The organism is Mycetocola lacteus (assembly GCF_003667575.1).
Lineage (GTDB): Bacteria > Actinomycetota > Actinomycetes > Actinomycetales > Microbacteriaceae > Mycetocola > Mycetocola lacteus.
Genome location: NZ_RCUY01000011.1, coordinates 264403 through 289455 on the forward strand (window position 1 = coordinate 264403; position 25053 = coordinate 289455).

The 25053-nt window shown below is 62.3% G+C and carries 28 protein-coding genes and 1 tRNA gene; 4 read left to right on the top strand and 25 right to left on the bottom strand.

Annotation, left to right across the window (positions count from 1 at the left end; translation table 11 throughout):
* Positions 1-36 precede the first annotated feature (36 nt).
* The 22 genes from D9V34_RS13500 to D9V34_RS13600 all read right to left on the bottom strand — a co-directional run bounded on the left by D9V34_RS13500 (position 37) and on the right by D9V34_RS13600 (position 17303).
* Positions 37-546 (bottom strand): hypothetical protein, encoded by a 510-nt coding sequence (locus D9V34_RS13500; protein ID WP_147441579.1) that lies wholly within the window; start codon positions 544-546, stop codon positions 37-39.
* A gap of 61 nt (positions 547-607) precedes the next feature.
* A complete protein-coding gene (locus tag D9V34_RS13505) occupies positions 608-1108 on the bottom strand; it encodes an ester cyclase (RefSeq protein WP_121687125.1) in 501 nt (166 codons plus the stop codon).
* Positions 1109-1364: 256 nt separating this feature from the next.
* On the bottom strand, positions 1365-2186 hold the full coding sequence (locus tag D9V34_RS13510) for a hypothetical protein (protein ID WP_121687126.1): 822 nt from the start codon (positions 2184-2186) through the stop codon (positions 1365-1367).
* Positions 2179-2700 (bottom strand): hypothetical protein, encoded by a 522-nt coding sequence (locus D9V34_RS13515; RefSeq protein ID WP_121687127.1) that lies wholly within the window; start codon positions 2698-2700, stop codon positions 2179-2181. The genes D9V34_RS13510 and D9V34_RS13515 overlap by 8 nt, the downstream gene beginning before the upstream one ends.
* Before the next feature lie 59 nt (positions 2701-2759).
* On the bottom strand, positions 2760-3281 hold the full coding sequence (locus D9V34_RS17625) for a hypothetical protein (RefSeq protein WP_147441580.1): 522 nt from the start codon (positions 3279-3281) through the stop codon (positions 2760-2762).
* Between the two features lie 432 nt (positions 3282-3713).
* Positions 3714-4148, bottom strand: coding sequence for a hypothetical protein (locus D9V34_RS13525; RefSeq protein ID WP_121687129.1), 435 nt, complete (start codon positions 4146-4148; stop codon positions 3714-3716).
* 82 nt (positions 4149-4230) lie between these two features.
* On the bottom strand, positions 4231-4734 hold the full coding sequence (locus tag D9V34_RS13530) for a hypothetical protein (RefSeq protein ID WP_183091791.1): 504 nt from the start codon (positions 4732-4734) through the stop codon (positions 4231-4233).
* Positions 4735-4778: 44 nt separating this feature from the next.
* On the bottom strand, positions 4779-5774 hold the full coding sequence (locus tag D9V34_RS13535) for a hypothetical protein (RefSeq protein ID WP_121687131.1): 996 nt from the start codon (positions 5772-5774) through the stop codon (positions 4779-4781).
* Positions 5775-5840: 66 nt separating this feature from the next.
* Positions 5841-6083, bottom strand: coding sequence for a type II toxin-antitoxin system RelB family antitoxin (gene relB, locus D9V34_RS13540; RefSeq protein ID WP_121687132.1), 243 nt, complete (start codon positions 6081-6083; stop codon positions 5841-5843).
* Positions 6084-6397: 314 nt separating this feature from the next.
* Positions 6398-6961, bottom strand: a complete 564-nt coding sequence (locus tag D9V34_RS13545) for a hypothetical protein (RefSeq protein WP_121687133.1) — start codon at positions 6959-6961, stop codon at positions 6398-6400.
* Positions 6940-7452 carry a hypothetical protein gene (locus tag D9V34_RS13550; protein WP_121687134.1) on the bottom strand — a complete coding sequence of 171 codons (513 nt, stop codon included), beginning with the start codon at positions 7450-7452 and terminating at the stop codon, positions 6940-6942. The genes D9V34_RS13545 and D9V34_RS13550 overlap by 22 nt, the downstream gene beginning before the upstream one ends.
* Position 7453: 1 nt before the next feature.
* Complete coding sequence (locus D9V34_RS13555; RefSeq protein WP_121687135.1) at positions 7454-8227, bottom strand: hypothetical protein; 774 nt, start codon at positions 8225-8227, stop codon at positions 7454-7456.
* A 73-nt stretch (positions 8228-8300) separates the two neighbouring features.
* Positions 8301-8651 carry a hypothetical protein gene (locus D9V34_RS13560; protein WP_147441581.1) on the bottom strand — a complete coding sequence of 117 codons (351 nt, stop codon included), beginning with the start codon at positions 8649-8651 and terminating at the stop codon, positions 8301-8303.
* A gap of 218 nt (positions 8652-8869) precedes the next feature.
* The gene (locus tag D9V34_RS13565; protein WP_121687137.1) at positions 8870-9382 is read right to left on the bottom strand and encodes a hypothetical protein; all 513 of its coding nucleotides are present in this window, start codon (positions 9380-9382) and stop codon (positions 8870-8872) included.
* A 1-nt stretch (position 9383) separates the two neighbouring features.
* Entirely contained in the window at positions 9384-10775 is a 1392-nt protein-coding gene (locus D9V34_RS13570) for a hypothetical protein (RefSeq protein ID WP_147441582.1), read from the bottom strand.
* An 80-nt stretch (positions 10776-10855) separates the two neighbouring features.
* Positions 10856-12139: a hypothetical protein gene (locus D9V34_RS13575; RefSeq protein WP_147441583.1), complete on the bottom strand. Its 1284-nt coding sequence runs from the start codon at positions 12137-12139 to the stop codon at positions 10856-10858.
* Between the two features lie 174 nt (positions 12140-12313).
* Positions 12314-12808 carry a hypothetical protein gene (locus D9V34_RS13580; RefSeq protein WP_121687140.1) on the bottom strand — a complete coding sequence of 165 codons (495 nt, stop codon included), beginning with the start codon at positions 12806-12808 and terminating at the stop codon, positions 12314-12316.
* 858 nt (positions 12809-13666) lie between these two features.
* Complete coding sequence (locus D9V34_RS13585) at positions 13667-14281, bottom strand: RHS repeat-associated core domain-containing protein (protein WP_220700522.1); 615 nt, start codon at positions 14279-14281, stop codon at positions 13667-13669.
* A gap of 79 nt (positions 14282-14360) precedes the next feature.
* Complete coding sequence (locus D9V34_RS17630) at positions 14361-14786, bottom strand: hypothetical protein (protein WP_147441584.1); 426 nt, start codon at positions 14784-14786, stop codon at positions 14361-14363.
* Positions 14787-15281: 495 nt separating this feature from the next.
* On the bottom strand, positions 15282-15716 hold the full coding sequence (locus D9V34_RS13590; RefSeq protein WP_121687142.1) for a hypothetical protein: 435 nt from the start codon (positions 15714-15716) through the stop codon (positions 15282-15284).
* 99 nt (positions 15717-15815) lie between these two features.
* Positions 15816-16718 (bottom strand): M48 family metallopeptidase, encoded by a 903-nt coding sequence (locus D9V34_RS13595; protein WP_121687143.1) that lies wholly within the window; start codon positions 16716-16718, stop codon positions 15816-15818.
* A gap of 15 nt (positions 16719-16733) precedes the next feature.
* Complete coding sequence (locus D9V34_RS13600) at positions 16734-17303, bottom strand: LemA family protein (RefSeq protein WP_121687144.1); 570 nt, start codon at positions 17301-17303, stop codon at positions 16734-16736.
* Positions 17304-17473: 170 nt separating this feature from the next.
* Between D9V34_RS13600 and D9V34_RS13605 the strand changes: the two genes are divergently transcribed.
* The gene (locus tag D9V34_RS13605; protein ID WP_147441585.1) at positions 17474-19621 is read left to right on the top strand and encodes a hypothetical protein; all 2148 of its coding nucleotides are present in this window, start codon (positions 17474-17476) and stop codon (positions 19619-19621) included.
* Between the two features lie 45 nt (positions 19622-19666).
* The gene (locus D9V34_RS13610; protein WP_121687146.1) at positions 19667-21358 is read left to right on the top strand and encodes a bifunctional 3'-5' exonuclease/DNA polymerase; all 1692 of its coding nucleotides are present in this window, start codon (positions 19667-19669) and stop codon (positions 21356-21358) included.
* A gap of 171 nt (positions 21359-21529) precedes the next feature.
* Here D9V34_RS13610 and D9V34_RS13615 read toward each other — a convergent pair whose 3' ends face one another.
* A complete protein-coding gene (locus D9V34_RS13615) occupies positions 21530-22369 on the bottom strand; it encodes an alpha/beta fold hydrolase (RefSeq protein WP_183091792.1) in 840 nt (279 codons plus the stop codon).
* A 217-nt stretch (positions 22370-22586) separates the two neighbouring features.
* On the opposite strand from D9V34_RS13615, the gene D9V34_RS13620 reads away from it, so the two are divergent.
* Both D9V34_RS13620 and D9V34_RS13625 read left to right on the top strand, forming a co-directional pair.
* Positions 22587-22991: a DUF5684 domain-containing protein gene (locus D9V34_RS13620; protein WP_245991806.1), complete on the top strand. Its 405-nt coding sequence runs from the start codon at positions 22587-22589 to the stop codon at positions 22989-22991.
* Between the two features lie 114 nt (positions 22992-23105).
* Positions 23106-24011: a prohibitin family protein gene (locus D9V34_RS13625; RefSeq protein ID WP_183091793.1), complete on the top strand. Its 906-nt coding sequence runs from the start codon at positions 23106-23108 to the stop codon at positions 24009-24011.
* 48 nt (positions 24012-24059) lie between these two features.
* On the opposite strand, the gene D9V34_RS13630 is transcribed toward D9V34_RS13625, so the two are convergent.
* On the bottom strand, positions 24060-24809 hold the full coding sequence (locus D9V34_RS13630) for an ankyrin repeat domain-containing protein (protein WP_121687149.1): 750 nt from the start codon (positions 24807-24809) through the stop codon (positions 24060-24062).
* 125 nt (positions 24810-24934) lie between these two features.
* Positions 24935-25010: transfer RNA gene (locus D9V34_RS13635), tRNA-Leu, on the bottom strand.
* Between the last annotated feature and the right edge of the window lie 43 nt (positions 25011-25053).

Below are 25053 nucleotides of genomic sequence, written 5' to 3' on the forward strand. Positions count from 1 at the left end.
TCGCCGAGGGCGGAGCGGACCTGCTCAGCGGCAAACCTAGTGTGTATCGGGAGCCGACTCCTGCTGCACAGCATCCCATCCCTGACCGGCTAGCGGCTCGACACCCAGCTCAACTCGGCGCTGGTTGATGAGCGTTCGCCCCTGAGCCACAATGTGTGCAGAGTGGCGGGCAAAATGCACGTTTGTCACGAAGGAACGAGTGCGGCCACCGCCCGTGACTGTTACGGTCGGAACCAGTCCATTCCACAGCACATCATTTCTGAACGCGGAGTATGTGTGCACGGTCCCGAATCGTTCCAGGGTCTCCAGCGGAAACACACTGACCCGAGTGAGACCAATCATGACCACGCTTCGCCGTGTGACATATACGCCAATCAGGGCGGCCGAGATGAGACCCATGCAGCACAGAACGAGAGCGATGATCCAGGTCACGTGCTGCGTAACTGGGTTCGAGGCGGGAGCGAACGCGGGGAACACCAGAACGACAACGCTCCACCCGAGCATCGCCAGTCGCCCCGATAGGCCGGCGTATTTGATTCGAGTCACGCGAACAGTATGCCGCATGAGTGGACCGCCATGTCTCTGCGACGACCCACGCGCCGTGCGGCTAGAGGCCCAGCTGAGTATTGAAGAGCGTGTTGTCCCAGAACAGGATTTCCTGGGCGATGCGTCCGTTCTCCCAGCGTGCGAACGTTGCCATCTGCAGTTCCAGCCGTTTCCCGGTGGGTTCGACCCGAGTGCCGTCGGGGAGGATCATCGGCGCGGTGAAGGTGCCCGCGGTCACTCCGACCACGGCGGTCCAGTCTCCCTGGGCGACCTTGATCGGATGCGAAAGCACCCGGGCATCCGGCATGAACGACACCATAAACTGCATGTCACCCACGTGGGCATCGAGGTCGTGCACGGCGGTGCCGTCGGGCATCACCACGTCGGGGGCGTCGGAGTGCAGGTCGCGAAAGAGCGACCAGTCGTGGGTGCTGTAGGCGTCGAAGTCCATCCGGTCAAACAGCTCGGTGTTTTTCGCCGCGAGTTCCTTTTCCGCACGCAGCTCGGCCAGCTCTGCTTCGAGTGCGGCGATGCGGGCGGTGGCGGTTTCCAGGTCTGTCATGGTTCCCCTCTCCTTCTGTCGTCCCGAAGCGTCTCGGGACGACGATCTGGGTTCAGCCTACGTCCGGATCACGTCCGCAATTATTAAATTCGGATAACAACTCGGAATTAGTGCGAGGGTTAGGAATACAGCCCAAAATAGTCCCGGTCGGTAGCCTCGCGCGCGAAGGCGGGATCAAAACCGGGTGCGTCCTCATCGACGATGAAGGCCAGGGCACAGTAAATAGGCCGACGAGTCCGCCGCGACTGGAAGATCATCACGAATCCCCCGCCGCCGTCGGGTTCGGGCCGCCGCCCGCGAGCATCCGGGCACGTGCGGCCCGGGCGATGATCGCCGGCAACTCGGGATCGTGCCAGGTCGGGTCCGAATCAATAATCCGCCCCAGCGTTTCCCGCGTGGATTCGACCTCACCCTCCAGCGCCTGCCTTAGGGCAGAGTGTACCCCGGTGACCGCCGAGGCGATGCGGATCAATGATCCAGCCCACACGTCCTGGTTCAGTTTTTTACGGGCCTTGAGGTGGCGGCGGCGAGCGCGAAACCCCCGCGGAGCAAAGTACCACCGCACACCGGGATAGCGCTTCAAGCTCTCCGCCTCGACCGCGGCCACCGCATCCTCGATGGCGAGGGTTCCGTCCCGGTAGGCCTCAACGATCTCACCGAGGAATCGAGTCTCGTTTCTGACTTCCGGTGTTCCACCCGCAAGCCCGGTCATCAGCACCGAGGACTCCACGCACGCGTCCAGCCAGGCCTGTCCGGCCGGGCTTACGGGTAGGAGCCGGGGACGAAAATCCGAGTCGAAAATCATACTGATGAGCGCGTCAGTATCCGCCGCCGGCGCCGGGATGAGACGGTCCATCAGTCCATCGCTACGATGCCAGGTGCCCACATCAAACATCAGGTCTCCGGGGGAATCCAGCCACAGGATATCGACCACCAGACCATCATCCCGAGGTGTCTTTCCAATAAAGCTGTGCGAGAGGAGTCGTCCGGTCGCGATCACCGTACCGTGCCAGTCGTCCACGGTTCCCCAGACGATCCCGCCCTCAATGAGGGTGTCCCAAGCCCTGGGCTCAGCCATGTGGGAACTCCGTTCTGCCCTCGGCGAGGAAGGCGGTGATGTTGGATTTCAGGGCGCGGGAGTTCTCGCGAGTGCCCGAGTTCCGGAGCATCCCGTTCCACTCGGGCAGGCTGTCCAGCGCCTGGGCCAGCTCCCCCAGGCTGGAACGCATATGACGGTGCCGGGACCACTGCCGCAGCGCCTGCCGCAGAACGATGCGAAACAGTGCTGCATCGCTCACCAGGTCGGATTCACCCCGGGCCGAGACCTCATTCATGATGCGTGGGAGTCGTTCCCCCAGCTGGCCCAGATCGGCCGCATCCACCCACTCGAGTTCCCGCATTCGGCGCACCTCCCCCGGCGTAATCCGGCCCGAACGCACCTCGATTTCCAGCCGCAGGCCGCACGGGGCAAGGACAAGCGTGGTGCTACTTGGCTTCGACCGGAACACCACCCGAGCCACGGTGTCCACCAGAATCTGAATCAGCGCAATCAGCATGCCGAATACAAACTGGATCAGGCCAAGGAGAAACATGGCCTAGCCTCCCGTTTGATCGTCGGTGCGCATACTTCGGACATCGTCTCCCGGGGTGATCATGCCGGGGTGCCGATTTCCGAATCCAGATAGCGCACAATGCTCGTCCTGAGCGCTCGCGCGTTTGGACGGGTGTCGGTGTCGTGCGCGATGGTCTGCCACAGGGGAAGGACTCCGAGCTCTTCGGCGACTCCGGTGAGCGAGGACCGCATCTCGCGATGCCGACCCCACTGTCCGAGAGCGTTGCGCAGCACCAGGCGAAACATCGCCTGGTCCGATGCGACAGCGCGACTTCCCGAGATTTCTTGCACGGAGATGAACTCCGGTGCCCGTTTGCGAAGGCGATCGATGTCCCGTGGCGCAACCCACCCCATGTCCCGACACCGCGCGAATTCGCCGGCGGAAATGCGTCTTGACCGCAGGGCAAGCTCGAGACCCAGCCCGGTGGGCACGGGCTCGAATGATGACGCTCGTCTTCCACGGATCCCGAACAGGAGATCCATCAGGGACCCGGTGATGTACGCGACCGCTTCGCGAATGGTGTGGAAAACTGACAGGACGAAAAAACCTGCAAATGGCATATCTGACCTACCCCATCACCAAGATGCGCCCGAGCCGGCCCGAAAAGAGATCGACAATTCGACGGATGTCCCACTCGTCCCACCAGACGTCCTCAACGAGGTCCAACCGCTGGGCCAGACCTGGGAGCATCGCGGAAACTCCTGGCTCGTAGGGAGTGACAGGCCACCCGTTCGAGGGATCATCGGTATCCAAAATGGGCGACATACGGGGAGGGTTCACAATCTCGTGGGGATAAGAATCATCCGGGTGGGAACAGAATAGCGTGGACGGGCACCCCGGCGGTTTCGGCGACCTCTTCCTCAATTCTCCTGCCGGGGTGACGGCATGGTGAAGGCAGAGAGCCGGGAGATGATTGATGGCTCCGCGCATTGGGACCATTTTCTTCGGCGGTCGGCATCATGTGGTGATCGTTCGACGACCGCTCTCACGATTCACGGGGTGAGACGAACCCCGAACCGATCCACCATGAGCCGCCAGGCCTCGGCATCACTCAGGTCAAAAATATCGGCGGCTTCGCGGGTACTCGCACTGCGGGTGCGCACCCGGCGGCCCCGCCATCCACGACGGCCGGTCGGCACGCTTCCGATCAGGGCAAGGTCCACAAATCGGCGAACGTCCACACGCCTGTCACTCACGGTAAAGATCACCCGCTCGACCACCTGTTCACGGCTGCCCGGAGCCGGCACAATCTCCAGGTTGATCACATGGCCGGCCGCGTCCAGGCAGAAATCCACCTCGTCCCACCAGGTGTCCTCGTAGAGGTCGATCAGCGCGGCCGGAGCGGAAACCACCATGGGGAGGCCGCTCTCATAGGCGATCAGGGGCCACTCGATCGCAGGATCGTCGGTGTCCAGAATGAGCGACATTTGGGAGGGCTCGCAATCTCTCGGGGTAATGACCAGTCTGATGGGATCAGGGAAACGTGGGACGGGGCGGGAACATCCCGGATTAGGGGTTGCCCGCCGGAGCGAGCCACTCCTGAATCTTGACCTTCAGTTCAGGTGCGATCTCTTCCTCCCCGCTCCCTCGCTCGATCACGTTCCAGACCGGTATCTGCCCGAGCGCCACGGCGGTATCGGTGAGCCAGCCGCGCGCACCCCCGGCGATGTCCCACGTGTGCAGCGCGCTTTCCAGCGCGATCTTGAACACCCGATAGCGCTGCGCATCCTCGGTGTCGGAGGAACCGGGTACGGCATCGAGCTCCCCTGCGATCTCGGCGGCCTGATCCTCGGTAATCCACCCCAGGACGACGGCCTGCTGAATGCCCACCTTGTCGAGGCGGTAGGTCCGCGCGAAGAAGGCAAATTCCGCGGGCGTTGGCATGATGCGATGATCGTCTGCCGGTCGCGGTGCAGGCTTGTCTCGTGGTTTGCGGATCAACGGCCCACACAGACCAACGAGCGCGAAAATCGAGAGAATCAGGATTCCCAACACTGGGTAATCGATGGTCATGGGTCAACGGTCTTTCGGCTAGATGTGTGCGGGATACGGGCGAGCTAAATCCGGCTCAAGCCCTCAGCAAATTCGAGAAGCGCAAGACGCGCGTTCGCCTGCTGTAACGGAATATCGCCGTCGCCATCGTGCCAGAAACCATCGGGCTCTTCGCTACTCCACTCGGGAACCTCCTCGTACACGCAGATCGGTGAGCCGTGCCGTTCCAGATAGTCTGCGTCCGAGGACAACAGCATCTCCACGCAGGACCACGGCAACTGGAACTCCCCCCAGTGCTCGTCGATGTAGCGCAGAATCGAGCCGACAACCAGCGCCCGCGTTTTGTCACGCTCGCCCGATTCGGGCCGGTTGGTGCGCACCCAGTCCTCGAACTCGGTGCGTTCGCTGCCCCACATCTCGACCAGTGCAAACATTGCTGGGTCGCCATCGATCAGGCCGCCGCCGTAGAGGTCGCCCGCGAGATCCAGCGCATCCTGGCGTGAGACCACGCCGACCTCCCACGCGTAGGCCAACACCGGTGCGGTAATCTCCGAGAGTTGGAGGGTGTCCCCAATGGCGTCCCTCAGCAGGATGATCGAGCGCCGCGGGTAGCGTTTGGTGATCGCCGAGGCTTCGGGATTTCGCCCACCGAGTTCCCCCGACTCCGCATCGATCCAACCGCGGATCTCCCGGAATGCAGACTCAACCGAACTCGCGGTGACCCGCCGTAGCCCGGTCCAGGCATCGCTCTCCACCGCGAGCAGCACGCCGCCGCGTGAATCAAGCGCCCGAATCCTCTGGATCGATCCGCGCGGCATCCTGCGCACCCGGAACGAGCCCACCACGATCAGCGAGCGCCGGGTCAGGTAGAGCCCGTTGAACACCAGCACGAGGAGGCAGCAGAGCGTCACCACACCGGCGATTCCCCAGCGCACCACCGGGTTGTGCCCGGCCAGAATCCCCACAATGGCGAGCACAAGATCCACGCCGAACACCACGATGGGGAATTTCAGCACCCGGTGGGTGCCCCGAACGCGCCCGGTCATCCGATATTCGGTCATGGTTTTCCTCCTCCGCCTCGAAGCGGCGAGGACGATGCAAAACCTAAGAATAGTGGGTGTTATGCACTAGTCAAGACCGTTTGTTAATCCGTCCTCCATGACCGCGTTTAGCGGGCGAGTGCGCGCTTCACCACGACGGATTTGCTCGGCCTCACTACGCAGCGTGTACGCATACTCCAAAGTAGCCAGTTGCTCGACCACCGCTTCACGAACATAAAACGCCACGGGCCGGCCGGTGGACGCGGCGAGCGCATCCAAGCGGGCTTTGATTTCAGCGGGAAGACGCACACTGAGAACGTCTGTAGACATGTATACATTGTCTCACAGCGCGTTCTCTTTGGGCAGAGCAGATCCTCGTTCCCTAATATCCCCACCAGGATTTCATGTTCCGCGCTCACTCGCTTTCGGGAGGTCCACCATCCGGATCATTTCGATTGTCCCAATCCTTCGACTGACTCGAACGCACCATCCAGACAATGAGGAGACCTACGAGCCCAATTATCGCCGTTGTCATTACGATATCGAGTGCCGCATCACTAATCCTTACCTGGTCAAACCAGGGCTGGTCGGTGAGGTGTGGATTCATCGTCGCTCTCTCCCAGGCGTTCGTTCCAATGAACAAATTATGTACCGTGCTCTCTCACCCAGGTCCGAAGCTTATGGCGCAGCACCGTGGAATTATCTCGATCGCCGGTGTCCCGCGTGATATCTGCCCACTCCTCGGAAATCCCCAGCTGAGTGGCGAAGCTAGAAAGCAGGTTCCGCATGCCACGAACGCGCTTCCAGTTCGCCAGAGAACGACGCACGATGATCCGCATCAGCGCAAACGCGTCGCGATCAGATTCGTCCAGATCTGCTCGTTCGATGGTTTTGGACCGCAGCGTTGAGGCTTCCTCTGCGGTCATCCACCCACGCTCCGCGGCCATTTCCAGTCCACGCGCACCAATCTTTCCCCGCGCATGCACTCGCTTGATCTCGGATGTGGTGGGGATGAGTCGTTCAGGATTCCACGGAATGAACGGACGCAGCGGTCGCGGCGCATCGTCCACGGTGTCCCAGCCCATTTTGCGTATGATGAGGTTCGTCAGAAGGGACAATGGGGCACGCACAAAAACCACAAATACGATGGTGAACAGCGTCCCCGCGGTCAGCGGAAAGCGATTCGCTAGCTCCCAGAACTGCTCCACGTGTTCTCACCACCCCGTTCATGGCGAATCCGCTCGTCCCCGATCAACGAGGCCAGGGCGCGCTCCACCTCGGCGCGTTTGCGGGTCCGAAACGCCAGCGAGGGCAGGTGTCGCTGCCGATCACGGTTTCCCTCCACGGAAGCCGGGCTCAGAGCCAGCACCGGCATCGAATAAAACGGTACGGAATCGAATACACCCTCGAGGAGGGCGGTACGCAGGGGCACACAGGAGAACCATTCAATCGCCGCAAGATCGTACCTCCGGGTGCGCCAAAACTGGCGAACCACGAGGACCGACCCATCGGAATAGAGCCCCATCAGAGCGAACCGGATGATGACCGCAGCCAGCAGCACGATCAAGACACCTCGAAAAGCCAGTGCGGCGAGGGTTGCATCCGCAACGAATCCGGAGGCGATGCCCAGCAGGAGCAGCCCGGGAATCGGCACCGCCCACAGCAGCGTCCAGGCGTTGGTGTGTCTGACTTTTCTCATATCAGGATTCACCATAGTGGGCGCGCGCCCGCCGCATGGCTCGCCGAACCGCGGATCTGCGGACCGCGAGCGCGGTACCGATCTCTCGGTGTGCCCGCCCGATCGACCGGGTCACCGCCTCGGCCACCCCAAACCTTGCCGAGATCTCACCGAGCGCGTCGGGGTCGTCATCGGCGGCGGCCCGCAGAGCCAGCACCAACAGTTCGCGGCTCAGCGTTCCATCCACCCGCACCGAGACGTGTCGCGCATCCCGCGAGGCCTGAACCCAGAAGAAACGCTCATCCCGGACGATCAACAGGTACTCGGTAGGGTCATCGGGAAGCGTCATCGCCAGCACCAGCACATCGCCCGCGTACTGAACCTGGCCGGCGCGCCAGGACGAGCCCGAGTCACCCGTGGGATCCTCGCCGCTAACAACCGCCCGGATGTGCTCGGCGTCAAAGATGTGTTCCTCGGCAGAGATCAACAGCTCAACCGAGACGTTTATACCGTGAAGTGTGGCCTCGATCGGATAGACACCGCGCAGTTCCACCGCGCCATCACCCCGGGAAATGTCCTCGATGGTCAGCCAGCCGGCGGCGATCCCATACGGATCGGCGACGGTCACCGATTCAGCCCCGTGTACCCGCAGCCTCAGCCGCCGCCACCCCTGGCGGTCGGAGAAATACACAATCGGCGCGATACCGCGAACGTCGCGTGCGAGCGTTCCCTGCAGGTCGGCAATGGCGATGATCGGATCGCCCAGATGATCGATGTCGGTGTGTATCCATTTCATGAGCTACTCCCTGCGTGTGGCGTGACGACGTGAAAGATTCCTCTCGGCGAGAGTGCTCGACGGTACTGCGATCTCACCGCCTGCGCCGCAGACCGGTCCGACCATTTTCCGGGTCCGGGACGAAACCGATACCGGTGAGGCTGGCAATTCCGATCATGATTCCACGCGCATGCCGACGATAAAACACACAACTCGGATACTCGGTGAAATTCCCCAATTTGTCCTCAACTGCCATGCACCGAAACTGCCGATCGAATGGCCAGAAATACCCCAGCAGTGTGCCCATGTCGATGTATTCAACGTGTCTGAGCGAGCGAATGCTAACAAGCGGAATACGGCGGATTCGCACCCAGGACACGAAGATCAGATCGTATTTGGAAACATAAATGCCCGCGGTGAGCGCGGTGGTGAGTGCGATCAGCATGAGAAACAGAGAAGGCACCCACAGGAGACACATCACCCGCGGCATTCCCTCTGGGGCTAGCCAGGCCCCCACCGGGATGATGCTCGTCACACAGACAACGCCCGCGGCTGCGGCACGGGTATACCCCGACGACCCTCGTATCCGTTTCACAGCACTCATGATAGCGATCGCGCGTGCCCACTCGTTGCGGGTTCTGCCCGGCCACTGGTGTCGGCGGCTCAGGTCGTGGTGGGCGATTGTTGGGCAAGCCAGCTCTCGATGTGGTGACGCAGCTCGGAGGCATCCACCGAGGATTCCGGCTCTCGGCTAATGAGCCGCCACGTGGGTTCCTGATTGAGCAGGTGGGCCGTTTCTTCTAGCCAGACGGCCGCCGCCGGGGCGAGATCGTCGGTACGCAGGGTACTTTTCAGGGCAACTTTGAACACCCGGAACCGCTGGATCGAAACCGAACCCGGTTTGGCGGGAGCGGCCAGGATCCTTGCGGCAATCGACTCGGCTTCCGCCTCGCTCACCCACCCCAGCCGGCGTGCCTCATCGAGGCCGCCGGCGTCGAGGTTGTAGAGCAGAGCCAGTTCGTAGAGTTCTTCGGGCGTCGGGGCGATTCGATCATCGTTTTCGGAGCGGAGGCGTCGTTTGCGGCGTGCGACCCGGATCATCGGGATCAGCCCGACCAACACCACCACAACCAGGGCGGAGATCAGACCACCCACCGCGTTAATCACGTCGATCATGCTATTTCTCCCACGGCCCCTCGAGCCAGCGCACGTCGTACTGATAGGCACCCAGATCGGCGCGGGGTCCCTCACAGTTGCGCAGTACCCGATCCGCGGCCGCGAGGGCAGATTCGGTGTCGGTGCTCAGCGTGAAATCGGCGGGCACGATAGCCAGGGAATACTCGGCTCGGGAATTCAACATCAGGCGCAGGGCGAGGAGGCCCGGTTGTGTCCGCCGACGACGAAGTCGTTGCTGATCGGTCCCGGTTCCGCGGACCATGCTCACAATCCGATCGGGATCGGTGATCACCTTCTCCGGTGTCCCCTCGCCCGGGGTGCCCGGCACCACCTCGTGGTGGTTGGGGATCAGCGCAATCCGCAACCCAAATGTCTCAAGACACCGGTTCAGCGATTCCAAAGCTGGCTCCTCGCGCAACAGCGTGCGCACCCGCCAGCTCGATTGCTCGGTGGCGGCAGCCTCCCCCGCCCAGATCGCGATCCCGGCCGCCAGCGATCCGGTGTGCACGGTCATCGGCACCGGTGATTTCGGCACCGGGAGGAACGTTCGAGAAAGCCGAAGATGCGGGAAGAACACGGCCAGCGGAAGTTCATACTGGGTGTTCTCCCATGCCCCGCCGTAGACATCAAACCGATACCCAAGCAGGGCACCCGTACCACGCTCGGGAATCCAGTCGACCGTTTGCTCCCGCAGTAGGGTCTGTTCCTGAGCCAGGAACTTTTCCCGGTCGATGTTCCCAAATTTCCGGGCGAGCGAGGAACGCTTCCGCGGCGATCGAATGACCCAGCGCGTGCTGGGATGCTCGGATAGCCGCGTATCGGAGCGAATCAGCGGTCCCGCCACCAGGGCGAATTCCGGGGCCACGTTGCCGCCCACTCGGCCGATATCCACGCGCGTCTCACGGGTGAGTCCCAGACGTTCTCGCAGTGTCAGTGCCAGGTGCAGCGCATTGGCACCCCGAGCGCCCAGCGCTGCCGAATGGATGACCCGTTCACCGTCATCAAGCACCAGGGTGACCCAGCAAAACAGGTCCCACATTCTGAACGCGCGATAGGGCCTGGCCGCCCGGGACAGATACACGTCGGTGATGCGCTCGCGCGGGATGCGTCGAAACCGGAACGGACCAATCAGTACCAGCGTGTGCGGCCCCAGATACGCGCCGGTTCCCAGCAGCACGACCAGGAGTAGGACCAGCACGGCGGCAAGCAACATTCCCCCCGGCTCCCAGCGGTCCGGTATCTGCCAGAAAATAATCGCCGCGATCGCAAACACCACCACCGGAATCCATCCCCACCGGGCGGCGTCTCCGCCGTGGCGCAGCCGAGTGGTGCCCCACTGCGGCGCGCTCCGAGGAACCCGATTCGGGCTCGCGGTCCGGGTGGCTTCGTGCATGTCATGTCCAATGGATTCGGGGATAACGGTGATCGTATCGGGTATCGGGACGGCGGACGAGGCAACTCGCCCGTCCGGTTTTACCAGATGGATCTGACGGTTTCGATTCGCACCAGGGCGCAGACGATCCGCAGCGGAAGGTCGGGTCCCGAGCCGAGAGCCCGCAGGCGCACCCCGGAGGACGAAATCCCGAGAGGCACAATCACGAGGCTCACGCCCACGTCCCCGCTCAGCGCGGAGAACAGTGCCAAAAGCCCCAGATTCTCGGGCCGGGTCCGGCGCAGCCGCCGACTGAGTAACGTCCACCACCCGTACTCTCGCGCCAGTTTTTTCAGGGTGAGCATCGTCTCGCGGGTGAGATAGTTCTCGTCCAGGAGGGTGACGTCTTCGCGGCCCAGGTGTAGGGATCCGTCCGGCAGCATGCGCGTAGACCGGGTCAACGCGAGGGCAAGTCCTCGTTCCTGGAGCACTCCGGACACCCGCCGAATCGACGGCTCCCGGAAGAGAAGCATGCGCGCGGAGACCCGGTGCCTGATGCGCAGCAGTCCGAGGCTTTGATAGAGCGCCAGCACGCTACCTCGATGTGGCAGAACCCCGGCGGCAACCGTCTCCATCCGTGGCAGCAAGGCCGGCTCCACCCCGAGTCCGCGCTCATCTGCCCGGCGCCGCCTCGTGAGTTCGGTCCAGGTGCGATGGTTCGGATCAAACTCGGTGACGATTTCCCGAGCCAGGGCATCGGCACGTGTGTCGCTCAGGTCGGTAAACTTCTCGCCGAGCTCCTCATCCGGGTTCAGCTGACGGACGGTTAGCGAGTCCCGTTCGGGGCTCACCCGGTTCCAGCTCGCGCCCGGATTTCCGACGGTCAGGACCGCTCGAACCGGGCTTCCATAACGAGACTCGCCACCGTAGCGCATCGAGACCCGGAGCGGATCGGCCTCGGATCGCCACAGGTTCGTGCACACCAGCGCCACCCGAGCCACCGCACGCTGACTGGCCCGAGGGCGCACATCGAAACGAACATTTCGCCGACCGGGTCCGCAGTCGAGCACAATCCGGTCGATCCACCACGAGCCGTGAACTATCCAGGTCACATTCGTCCTGAGTACCAAGATCTCCGTCACCTCGGCGGTCCGAACCGCGCGTACCACGGGCAGATTCACCACCACGATGTGGTGGCGACCTACATAGGTGCCTGCGGTCAAGATATACAGCAGGCCGCAGGACACGAACACAACCACACCGATCTCGACGGCGCGCGAGAATTGAGAGGTCAGAATACCCCCGGCCCCGCACCCCGCAAAGAACAGAAACAACGTCACCAGGTCACCGCGCGCGGCGGCACCGGTTCCGGCCAGCTTTCGCACCTGCGTCACTCTCAGGAAACACGCTTCCGGCATCGTACTCACAGGCTAAACATAGCGGGTTTTATTCATTCGTCGCGGGCAACGTCGACACGAGCACCCGTTCGCCGAGCCACGCCAGAAAATCCGTCCGAAGCCGGTCAAGACCCAGTGCCGCTGGACGATGCAGCCCCACCCTCACCGAACGCGACGGTGCCGTGCTCGGCGCTCACCATCCGCCACCGTGGGCGAGCCAGGTCGACTGGGGAATCCACCGAGACTCTGCAAAATTTCGGGGCCGCGAACTCGCCGGAAAACCGGTGAGTTGAATCTCCGCGTCCGCCCGTTAGTGTCAACAATCACCAGCGTTCGCGGAAAAAACCCGAGCACCCATTCATCCGTGGAGATAAACAGCAGCGGCTCGTAGCTCTTATGGCTAATCTCTGCAATCGACTCCTTGCTCAGGCGAGTAACGCGAAAGATACCCACCACCAGGATTTCTGTCGCCGAAACGTAGAGCCCCGTAAAGATAATGATCGCCAGGCACCAGACCCCCGTTCCCATCAGCAGGATGAGCCCCCACAGCGGCGGGACGTTCCCGGTGGAAATCGGCATCAACGAGGCGAGCGGGATAATCCCCACACAGATTGCCATCACCCGCGAAAAGGTGGCGGAGTGCGCGACTCGACGCATGGGATTCTCCTCAATTCTCTAAAGTGACCTTTGATGATCCCACACTGCGCGGATGAACGTATAGATCCACGCCAGAAGCACAAAAAGCGATGACCCGGAGAAAAATCTCCGGGTCATCGCCGTACCATACAGCCGCGTGTTTAGAACTGCACGCCCACCTTCTGAAGGCGGGCAATCCGATCGTTGATCGGCAGGCTCGACCGAAAGCGCGTAGACACGCTGTCGCCCCTGAACGGGTTGGAAATCCAAGGTGCACCATCAAGGGTATTACCGCTGAATCGAACGTCCATAAACGTCGAGCTTGACCAACGAACTAGCCAAGAGATCGAGACTTTACCAGTTAGGTACGTAATCCGTTTTCTAATCATCAGAGCCAGAACTTCGATGTTTTGTTCGCCATTTCTTGGATATCCACAACCAAAATTTTCCAAATTTGACGGGCTTTCGCGATATTAACGTGGGCCACCCGATCTCTCTCCGCAAGTGCTCGATTAGAGCATCATTTGGTTCTATCCATTCGACGTTCCAGTCTTCAATATAGGAAAAGAAATCTGATTCTCGATCCAGATACATATCTCCAGGAACATCCGCATGGGGAGAGGGATGAACTACTAATGTGTAGTGTCCGCGAATCGTCTCAGGGTAGGCGTAGACATACCGTCCAGAATAGGGGCCCCTGCGTATTAGGCCATACCGTCCTTGCTCCCCCCAAAACGCTGAATTCTGATAGCTAAATTGAGAATTTGTCAACGACGCCACCTTGGCTTAACGATATTGATGTGGAAGCTATCGTAGTCTGGTCGTCCTTTAACACTGGTTCCCTTAATCCCGACAGTGATGTTCACGCTTACGACGTAACTACCTTTGGCCATCGGAGACCTGTAGCCAACCCTTCCATTTGGATCCAACGCGCACCATTTTCGCCTTAGTAGCCACAGCAGCTCGTTGCCAGGATTTTGTGACGATTCGGCCTGCGATCGCAGTTGTTAATCGGCTTGCACTCGCTTCTGTCACCAGTACAGTTTTTGACACTGCTTGGACGAATGTGTTGGCAGTCTGAACTAGTTTTCCTACCTTAGTGGCATTAAAAGCCTTAACCGCAATTGCCGCTCCGCGCGCTAAAAGCGCGACTTTTCCAAGTACGCCGACCATTTGGAAACCGGGAACAAACATCGCGACCGTAGAAACGACACCCAACGTATCCCAAATCGACTGTTCACCAGTCAAGTCAAACTTATTAATCGGATCATTCGGATACACATAATCGTTATCCGCACCACCCTCGACCGGGTCCACCGAGAGGAATCGACCCAGCGCCGGGACGTACTGACGTGCGCCCATCTCCACGGTCTCGATCGAGCTCGCGTGCTTGGTCAGCTTCTGGTTTCTTCCCACCCAGCCATAGTCCGCGTTACCAGGCAGGTTATCCGGCAGCGCGGCAGCTGCGGCAATCGTGCCCGGAACACCGGTCACCGTGGATGCCACCAGACGAACGGCGTCATGTCCGAAGTTGGAAAGTTACCAAACCACGCGCAAGCGTGATCTCACAAGGCTATGGTTGCCCATCCGATGATTCTTTCGAAATAATTTCACCAAAAAATCCTCCCGTACGATCTCGCACCCTCCATGGTCTGACCGATTGGAGTGAGACCAGACTTGATCCGCCCACGATTCGAGAAGCATAGCCAGGTGAGAAAAAGAAAAGAACGCTACATACACCAACCTGCCCCAGGTCTTTGATGACGCTCCACGCCTCGGCGATGATGTCATCAGATATTGCATAATCGTAGCTGTTCCAATGAAAACGCCAACTTGCATAAATTGCCAGGTGATCCCGCATCGACAACACTTCTATCCAGAATTCAGAATTATTAGCCGCACGCAGCAAGATTCGGTCCTCTGCACGCTCTATTTTGACCGTTTCACCCCATGAGATTTCGGCCAACCGAGTGATTCGCTCAAGGCCTTCATCTGACATAATTCCTCCTCCCATCAAACTCATTATTGGGCGATTATTTATTTTGGGAGTCGATGTTATGTTGCGACCTCTTACAAGATGAAAATGCCCAGCATTCCTTCGGTGGGTCAACTGCGGAATCTGGATTCTGAAGGAACGGTAGTACTGCCCATACTTATCTGCGGCTGTGGTAGACCATCCTATTCTCGGACGCTTGTTGATATTCAGGAGGCCTGCTCTCGTCCCCATCGCGGAGTTTCCAAATAGTTTACTGTCAACGCCAAACAGCCACGTCGATTCGAGGCGAGTACCCTCGAGCCTAAGCGCTACGCCCCCAACACCTGCTAGCAGCCCTCCCATTGATTGCAGGGGCTCAGGCACAAAAATGGCGATGCCCCAGAGAAAAACTCAGAGCCATCGCCGCAATCCGTCACACGCCGCACGGAACCGATTCGGTCAACGCAGAGCGAAACGTCCAATCATAAGGCCGATAAGTGCCCCGACTCGGCAGGTTCCCTATCCCCGCTCAATCTGCTCCAACACCTCCGACGCACGTCGGGAAAAGAACACCGGCGCAGTAAATGTTTGCCGCCGCCCCGACCGGTGAATCACCGTGAGCGTGCGCGGCCAGGACCGAGGCATTCTCCCCGGGTAGGTACGCACCATGTCCGGGTCATAACGCGAGGTGGAAATCTCGGACAGCTCCGCACGGGCCAGCCGGGTTACACGCACCAGTCCCACGACCAGGAGGTGTGTGGCAGATACATACACTCCGGTAAACAGGAGGATCGCCATCACCCAGAGCGCAAGCACACCGACTATCACCCAGACAATCGCGTTCAGCGCGGCCCCTGCAACAGCCTGAAGCCAGAAAAACAGGAGCGCCGGCATCGCCGCCAGCACGAGTGCGAGCACCCGCGAAAAACCGGCCGAGTGCCGTACGCGTTTCATGCAGTCATCCTTGCATAGATGCGCAGCTGCATAGTTGCACAGCTCCACAACGAGCGATGTCCCCGAGCTTGTGCTCGGGGACATCGCCGGAGAAGAGGATTAGAACTCCCCACCCATCTTCTGCAGACGGGCGATCCGATCGGGGATCGGCGGGTGGGTGCTGAAGAGCTTGGCGGCACCGCCGGACTTGAGCGGGTTGGAAATCCACAGGTGCGCCATCGAGGAGTTCTGACGCTGCATCGGACGGCCGTAGGCGTCGAGCTTGGCCAGCGCGCTGGCCAAGGCGTCGGGATGCCGGGTGGTCATCGCACCGGTGGCGTCGGCCAGGTACTCGCGCTGACGCGAGACGCTCAGCTGAATCAGGCTCGCCAGCAGCGGGGCGATCAGCATGGCGACCAGGCCGATGATCATGACCACCGGGTTGTTGCCGCCGCCGTTGTTGTTATTGTCGTTGCGGCCACCACTCAGGCCACCCCAGAACGCCATCCGCATGAAGATGTCGGAGATGAATCCGATCACCACCACCAGGGCGAACACGATCATCGACACTCGAATGTCGTAGTTGCGCACGTGACCCAGCTCATGGGCCATGACGCCCTCCAGCTCGGCATCGGTCATGATCTCTAGCAGCCCGGTGGTTGCGGCCACCGAGGCGTGCTGTGGATCACGGCCGGTCGCAAACGCGTTGGGGGCCGGGTCGTCGATCAGATACACATCCGGCATGGGCGTACCCGTGGTGATCGCCAGGTTCTCCACGATCCGATACAGCCGCGGCTCATCGGCCAGGGTGATCTGTCGACCACCGCTGATCGTGAGGGCCTGGCGCGAACCCATGAAGTACTGGAAGATCGCAAACACGGCCCCGCCCACCAGTATCCCGATGGTGATGGAAGGACTGTTGTTCAGATACCCGACCAGCCATCCCAGCGCGCCGATGATCAAGATAAACAGGATCATGATGATGACCGTGTTGATCTTGTTTTCGCGTATAGCTCGATACATGTATTGCGGGGAAAACTAGAACTGAATGCGCGGCGGCTCGGCGATGGCCGCGGCGTCGGCAACCTCGAAGAACTCACGCTCGGTGAAGCCCAGGTTGCGCGCAAACATGTTGTTCGGGAACACCTGAATCTTGGTGTTGAGCTCGCGCACACCGCCGTTGTAGAAGCGGCGCGAAGCCTGCACCTTATTCTCGGTGTCTACCAGCTCACCCTGGAGCTGGAGGAAGTTCTGGTTGGCCTGCAGCTGCGGATACGCCTCGGCCACTGCAAACACGGACTTCAGTGCCGACTGCAGGTGGTTCTCGGCGGCGGAGGCCTCGGCCGGCCCCTGAGCACTCAGGGTCTCCGAACGAGCACGGGTGACCGCCTCAAACACACTCTTCTCGTGCGCGGCATAACCCTTAACGGTCTCAATCAGGTTCGGAATCAGGTCCGCACGGCGCTTGAGCTGCACGGTGATGTCGCTCCAGGCCTCGTCAACACGGACCTTGAGTGCCACCAGCGAGTTGTAGGTTGCCCAGAGGTAGATGCCGATCACGACGATAAGCGCGACCACGATCAGGACGGGAATAAGCCAAGATGGCACGGTGGGACCTTCCAAAGTTTGAATGATATTCGTACTGAATATCCAGTGTACGCGTCCGGGTCATTTTCGGCGCCCACTCGTCACCACCCGGCACTCAATTCGCAGGAATGTGTGGGTGGATGTCGGAAATCTTTGACAAAGCCCGCATTTGCGCATGGAATAGAGACACCGTGCATTCCGTTCCGAGGAAGTTCCCCGTCCCGGTTGCTGCTGTGCTCTGCCTGGCCGCGATCGCGTTGAGCGTGCTCGTGAGCGCCCAGATTCCCGCGTCTGCCGAGCCCTCACAGCCCGCCTCGGGTTCGTCGACGAGTGCCCCTTCAAGCCCCGATCCCTCCGTTCGGCCCACCATTTCGGCACCCGCCGCCGGCGATGTGATCGGCCGCGCGAGCACCACGGTCCGAGGAACGGCGGCTCCCGGAGCCTCGCTGACGGTCCTGGCCGACGGAAAATCGGTCTGCACCACCAATGCCGGCACCGACGGAACCTACACCTGTCAGTTGACGGGCCTCACCACCTCCCCGTCGGTGACCCTGGTCACCCGCGACAATGGTGCAAGCTCGGGGGCTCCCGATTCGGCCTCGGTGGTATTTGCCGTGGTCACCCCACCCACCATTTCCAGCGATTCGGGTTCGGCCAAGGTCGGCTTGGTTCAGGGCACCGGATATCCGGGAGCCACGGTCAAACTCACGGTCACTGGTGTCGGTGCCTGGGACGTGCAGGTGGCCCAGTCTGGACGCTGGGCACAGTCGCTGCCGCTCCAACTGCACGGCACCTATTCGATGAGCGCAACCCAGCGCACCTCCTTTAGCGGAGCAACGTCATCGGATCCCAGCCCCACGGTCTCGCTCGTGGTGGACACCACCCCACCGCCCGCTCCCACGATCACCTCACCCGCGGCGGGCAGCGCGCTCACCTCCCGCACCACGTTTGCCGGAGGCGGAGAGTCCGGCGCGACGGTGACCGTGTATGCCGTTCCCGATGCCGGCGGCGACGCGGTGCTGTGTTCGGCCCCCGTGACCGCCAGCCACTGGAGCTGCGTGGCCGAGGTCCCCGCCAGCGGACCGGCAACCCTGATCGCCTATCAAACCGATGCCTCGGGGAACCCCGGAGACACCAGCACCCCGATTCGAATCGTCTTTGGTGCAAACCCCGGTGGCACCATTCCCCCGCCTCCGACAGCACCGGGAACCGGTCAGGATCCAGGCCGGGGCCAGGGCACCACTCCAGAGCCCGGTCATTCGGCGACTCCGCCGGCGACCCCTACCCCGAGCGATCCCCCCGGTTCCGCCGCTCCCTCACTGCCACCCAGCGGCGGCGGCGAGGCGGGCCCGGCAACCCCGGTGCGTCCCTGGGACTGGGACGCCCGCTCGGCATTCACCCACGCGGTAGCACCGGTTCTCGGGCCCACGGCCGCCTCCGGATGGATCGGCGCGTTCCTCCTGGCCCTTGCGGTGATCGCGCTGGTTCTGATCCCCGCCCGCTTCCTCGCCGGGGGCTTCCGCTCCCGCGGACCGCTCCGGTTCACCGGGCGAAACCGGGAACGCCCGGAACCCGAGGATCCCGACGGGGCGCTCTCGGTGCGTCATCCCATCCTCGCCGGTGCCGTCCTGGTTCTGCTGCTGGGACTCGTGGTGGTATTTGCGATGCCTCTGCGCCAGGACGCCGCCCAGCTGCGCCTGTTTGGTGCCGCGGTGATCGCGCTGATCTTTGTGAATACGGCCGCCTCGATCCTGCCGGTCCTGCTGAGCACCCGGCGATTTGGCGGTACCGCGACGGTGACCGTTGCCCCACGCTACCTGGGCGCGGCAATCGCCGCCTCGGTGGTGTCGCGGATGCTCGGCATGGAACCCGCACTGGTATTTGGCATCGCATTCGCGGTGACCCTGGTTCCCGAGGCTGCCCGTGCCCAGCGCGCGGGGGCCGCGGCGCTGCGTGTATTCAGCGTGTTTGGGTTGGGGATTGCCGGGTGGATCGCGTCCAGCCTGCTCGGCTCCCCCACCGGTATCGCCGGGTCCTTCCTCGCCGAGGTTGCCAATGTCACGGCGATGGCGGGTATCGGGTCGGCGGCCATCCTCCTGATTCCCCTCGGACAGACCAGCGGCCGCGCGATCCTGGCCCTGGGACCCTGGCGCTGGCTTGCCTCGGCCCTGCCCGTCTACACCACGCTGTTCGCGCTGCTGTGGCCGGCGTTTGGCCACCTGCACTCCCCCGATATCATCCCGGCAGCGCTCATACTGGGGCTGCTCTTTGGCGGGATCGGACTCGGTGCCTACCTGTGGCGAACCTCGCTACGCTCACTCTTTATCTCCTCACGCTAGGCCCGCCTGGGCCCCGAGGTCGGTGGCTCGGTCCACAATAGAGGTATGCCCCTCGTTCTCACCGGTTCCCCACACGGCCTCACCGTGCTCCACGAGGTGGACGAGGCAGGCACCGTGCTGTCCGAACCGGTCGAACTGCGCGGAACCGAGAACATCCTCCGAGCTATCAGCGAGGCCGAGGCGGCCCATCCACGCTGGGTCTGGTCGGGCACCAACGACTGGTATCCGTGGCTGTTGGAGCACAACCTGCGCATCGAACGCTGTGTGGATCTGCGCCTGGGACACGCGCTGCTCCGCCTCACCTCGGCTCTCCCCGCGGGTGAGTACCCGAGCGCGCCGGACAGCCCCTGGACGCATGAGCCCTTCCCCAGCGGCGCACCGGTAGAGCAGGGGCTGACTCTGTTTGACGAGGTGGACCGGGCAGACACCGTGGACGCCAACGAGGTTCTGGCCGAGTTTGCCCGTCAGCGCGCGGCCGTCTCCCGAGCCGTCGAACGGGATCAGATCGCCGGGGGAAAGCTGCGTCTGCTGCTCGCCGCCGAGTCCTCGGGAGCGCTGGTCGCCGCCGAGATTCACCACTTCGGACTGCCGTGGAGCCGGGAGGAACACGATCGGATTCTGACCGAGGCGCTGGGTGATCGGCCGCGCTTTGGTGGTCGGCCCGCAAAGCTGGCCGCCCTCGCCGACACCATCCGGGAGCTCCTTGACGCCCCCGATCTCAATCCCGATTCCCCACCCGAACTGCTGCGGGCCCTCGCCCGGGCGGGTATTTCGGTGCCCAGCACGAGCAAGTGGGTGCTGCGGGAGATTAAGCATCCGGTGGTGGAACCGCTGCTGCGCTATAAGTCCCTTTCCCGGCTGCTCAGCGCCAACGGCTGGGTGTGGCTCGACACCTGGGTTCCCGAGGACCGCTATCGCCCCGAATATGTGGTGGCCGGCACCGCGACCGGCCGCTGGGCCACCAACGGTGGCGGGGCGATGCAGCTGCCCGCGCAGATTCGCGCGGCGGTTCGAGCCGATCCCGGACACCTGCTCGTGGTGGCCGATGCGGCGCAGCTGGAACCCCGGATCATCGCCGGGATGTCTCGTGACACCGCAATGGCGTCGGCGGGCGCCGGCAAGGATCTCTATCAGGGCCTCGCCGACGCGGGCGTGGTTCCCGGACGGGCCGAGGCGAAGCTCGCGATGCTCGGAGCGCTCTACGGTGCCACCAGCGGCGAGAGCGGTGCCCTGATGCCCCGGCTCAAGCGCGCGTTCCCGCAGGCCATCGCCGCCGTGGAAAACGCCGCCCGCGAGGGTGAGCGGGGCCGCTCGGTGAACACCTGGCTGGGCCGTGGTGCCCCGCTGCCGGATGCCGGTTGGTTTGAGTTCCAGCGTGCTTCGGGCCAGGTCGATGCGACCGATGCGATGCGCCGCCGCGCGGGCACCATGGCCCGGGACTGGGGTCGCTTCAGCCGCAACTTCATCGCCCAGGGTACGGCCGCCGAATGGGCCCTGTGCTGGATGGCGGGGCTGCGTCAGCGGCTGGCCGTGCTCGGGACCCCGGGCGATCGTCCCCACCTCGTGTACTTCCTCCACGATGAGGTGGTGGTGCACGCTCCGGCAGAGGCCGCGGACGAGACCGCCACGGCCATTCGCGAGGCTGCCGCCGAAGCCGGAAGGCTCCTCTTCGGGACGTTCCCGATCGATTTCCCGCTGAGCGTCGCGATCGTTGAGCGCTATTCCGAAGCCAAATAACACAGCACCGGCCGGGCAGCGAAGCCCGGCCGGTGTGGACGTGGACGGCCCGCGATCGGGAATGCCCGATCGGAGCCTAGTGGTGATGCCCGAAGCGCTTGCACCCTCCGAACATGCCCCCACGCTACGGAGCGCGTCTGAACCCCACCTATGCCGTGGCTGAACAATGCGTTAACGCACCCTCATGCCCGCCTGGGAGCGCACAAAGTCCGGAACCTCGCGGCGCACCTCGGCTGAGGGAACGGTGCTGGTGTGATCGGCGTGAGGAAGCGCGATCAGCCGTGCGTCGGGCAGAGCCGCCGCCAGGGCACGAGCGGGCCCAATCGGAACCGTTCGATCCCGCTCTCCGTGCACAATCAGTGTGGGCATCGTGATCTGGGCCGGATCGGGTGCCACAAACTCCGCCGCATATCGGGTGTCGCTCTCGGTCCCGCGAATCCGCGGCGCATAGGGAAAGCTGGAGGCGGTGATGGTGCGCACCACCGCGCGCGCATCCCACCCCTCGGCATCGGGTCCGGGAATCCCCCGGGCCAGGATCCGCTGGATCGGCTTTGTAGTCGCCGCCCGCGCGATACCGCGTCGGGTCAGGAGGAACCGAGCGCCCGGCGGCATCGAAATGTCCTGGGCGGCCACCAGAGCCTCGATGAGCACCAGCGCACTGACACGGTCGGGCAGATTGGCGGCGGCCCAGAGCGCGGCCATACCGCCCCCGGAGATTCCGGCTACCGCGGCCGTGTGCAGGTTGAGCGCATCCATCACCGGTCCCAGGAGGAGACCCTGGCGGCGTGGACCCGGCGCCAGCTCCAACGGTGTGCGCAGATAGCCGGGACGAGAGATTGCGATCACGCGCACCCCGGCGTCGGTTCCGATGGTCTCGGCGAGAGACAAACCCTGATCAAAACCGCCCGGTGTTCCGTGCAGGACGATCAGCGGAACCCCGCTCCCGCGCTCGGCGTATTCCACCGGGCCGGCCGAGGTTTCCAGGATGCGTGAGGACTGTGACGCCGACATGATTCTTCTTTTCCGGCGTCGATCCGTGGCGCCACTCAGGAAGAGCATATCCCCGTTATCCGGAACAGGCTGAGTGTGATCTGTGACTTACCTATGGAAGACCGGTGGAGGTTAGACCCACACTTTGTGGCCGTGCCTCTCGCGAGATTACCCATACACGCACTATCGTTATCCTCGCCGCTCATTCGGGGCGGCACGAATCGTTGAAAGGTTTTGTGTGTTCTCTCACCTCTCGCTCCTCCCCGCGGAAATCAACACCGACGTGCAGGACGGTCTGAACCAGATCACCACCACGACCGGTACCGGCGGATTCATCTTCTACGTCATCTCGGTCATCGGTCTGTGGGCCGTGTTTAGCAAGGCTGGACGCCCGGGTATCCTGGCGATCATCCCGATCGTCAACGTCATCATCACCCTGCGCATCGTTGGTCGCAGCGGATGGCTGGTGCTGCTGTACCTCATCCCGATCGTCAACATCGTGATGGCCATCATCGTGGCCTTCGATCTGGGCCGGAAGTTCGGTAAGGGCGGGGCGTTCTCGTTCTTCCTGCTGTTCCTGTTCCCGTTCATCGGCTACCTGATCCTCGGTTTCGGCCAGGCACGTTACACCCAGAACGCCTAAGCTCCATTTGCGTGAGGCCGGGGCCGAATGGTCCCGGCCTCACGTCGTGTGTACCCTTCCTTCGTTCCTGATCGGTCGCAGTTCCGACCGCTAATCAACCCAGAAAGTCACCCGATGTTTGTTGTTGCCCTGCTCTTTTTGGTGGTGGCTATCGTGGCCGCCATCGTCTTATTTGCCACCCCGAATCGTCGGTCCCTCGCTCTGGGAGTGACCGGAATCGCCGGTGTCCTGGGCGTGGGCATGCTATTTTTCACATCGTTTTATACCAACGATGAGGGGCAGGCCAAGGTCATCCGTTCCTTCACCGGAGAGGTGCAGGGGCAGGTCACCGAGGCTGGTGCCGGGTTCCATGCCCCTTGGCAGGACACCATCTCCTACGACATTCGCAATCAGCAGGTGGTTTTTGCCGGCACCGAGAACGATGAGGTGGACCTGCAGGGCTCCCAGGTGACGGTACAGGACCGCGAGGGCGTCTCGGCGAATATCGACATCAGCGTGCGTTATTCGATTAAGCCCGATGCCGTAAGCGCAGTTTATAAGCAGTACGGCAGCCAGGAGAACTTCATCTCCAAGTTCATCGTCAACGATATCCGGGCCGGCGTACGCACCGTCCCCACCGCCTATGGCACCCTGGACCTGCTGAACTCCCGTGCCAAGGTTGAGAAGGAAATCACCGACTATCTGGAGCAGCGCTGGACGTCCAAGGGTGTGCTGGTGGACTCGGTCTCACTGCAGGAGATTCGCTACCCCGAGGACGTGCAGAAGCGCTTTGCCGATGCCCAAAACGCCCGCACCGAGGTCGAAAAGGCCAAGGCGGAGCTGGAGGCAACCGAAGTGTCGGCCAAGCAGAAGATCGTGCAGGCCGAGGCCGAGTCGGAGGCGAACCGCAAACTCGCCGAATCGCTGACCGACCCGGTGCTCAAGCAGCGCTACCTGGACACCCTCAAGGAGCTCGGTAAGGGTGGCAACCTGGTGGTAGTCCCCGACGGGTTCAACGGTCTGGTGAACGTCAGCAAATAGTGTGCTCGCACCGAAAATCCCCCGCACCAACCGGTGCGGGGGATTTTGCTAGCGGTGTCCGCCGGCGTCCCTAATCAGCGCCGCGAGGTTTTGTGACCCTCGGTCTTCGGCATTTTTGAGCGGCGTATTGCCCTTTGAATCGCGCAGGTTCACGTCCGCTCCACCGGCGATCAACAGCTTCACGCTTTCCTGGTGGTCGGGCCCGTCGGCGCCCAGCAGGACCGCTTCCTGAAGCGCCGTCCAGCCGAGCTTATTGATGTGGTCGGGATCCACCCCGGCATCCAGAAGCAGCCGGATGGTCTCGACGTGGCCGTGCTCGCCCGCGGGAATCAGCGCGGTGCCGCCGTAGCGGTTGGTGCTAGCCAGGTCGGCACCGTTTGCCAGGGTGAGCGTGAGGATCTCGTTAAATCCCTCGGCACCGGCGTACAGGTAGGCGCTGTCCTGGATCCCGTCCTTCGTATTCACATCGGCCCCGGCCTCGATCAGGGCGCGCGCGGCGGCGATCCGGTTGGCCTTGGTCGCTGCGATCAGCGGTGTTTGATCACTGCCGTTTCGCGCCTCAATATCAGCCCCGGCGGCAATCAGCCGGGTGACCTCGGCCGCATCGTCCCGAGCCACCGCGTCAAACAGGGCCGCGGTGGCCTCGGTCTCCGCAGCGGATTGTGTGTGCGCGGGGGTGGTGGAACCACTCGAGGCGGGCGCCGCGGACCTGGCGACACAGCCGGTCAAGATCAGCGCCGCGGCCAGACCGACTCCCAGGGCAGGCGCAACTCGGATGATACGACGTGCTCGTGACATGTTCGCGATCCTTTCCTCAGGGCGATGGTCAGATCTTCGGACCCTCACCCTTATTCATATCAACCGCGATTGTTAAATCACCGGGTAGCACAATGGGCCCGGGATCATCATGATCCCGGGCCCTTTGGTACCCCCAGTCGGACTCGAACCGACACTGGAGCGATTTTAAGTCGCCTGTCTCTGCCATTGGACTATGGGGGCGTGAGTGCTCAACAGTGTAGGGCACTCAACTCGGTGGACGCAT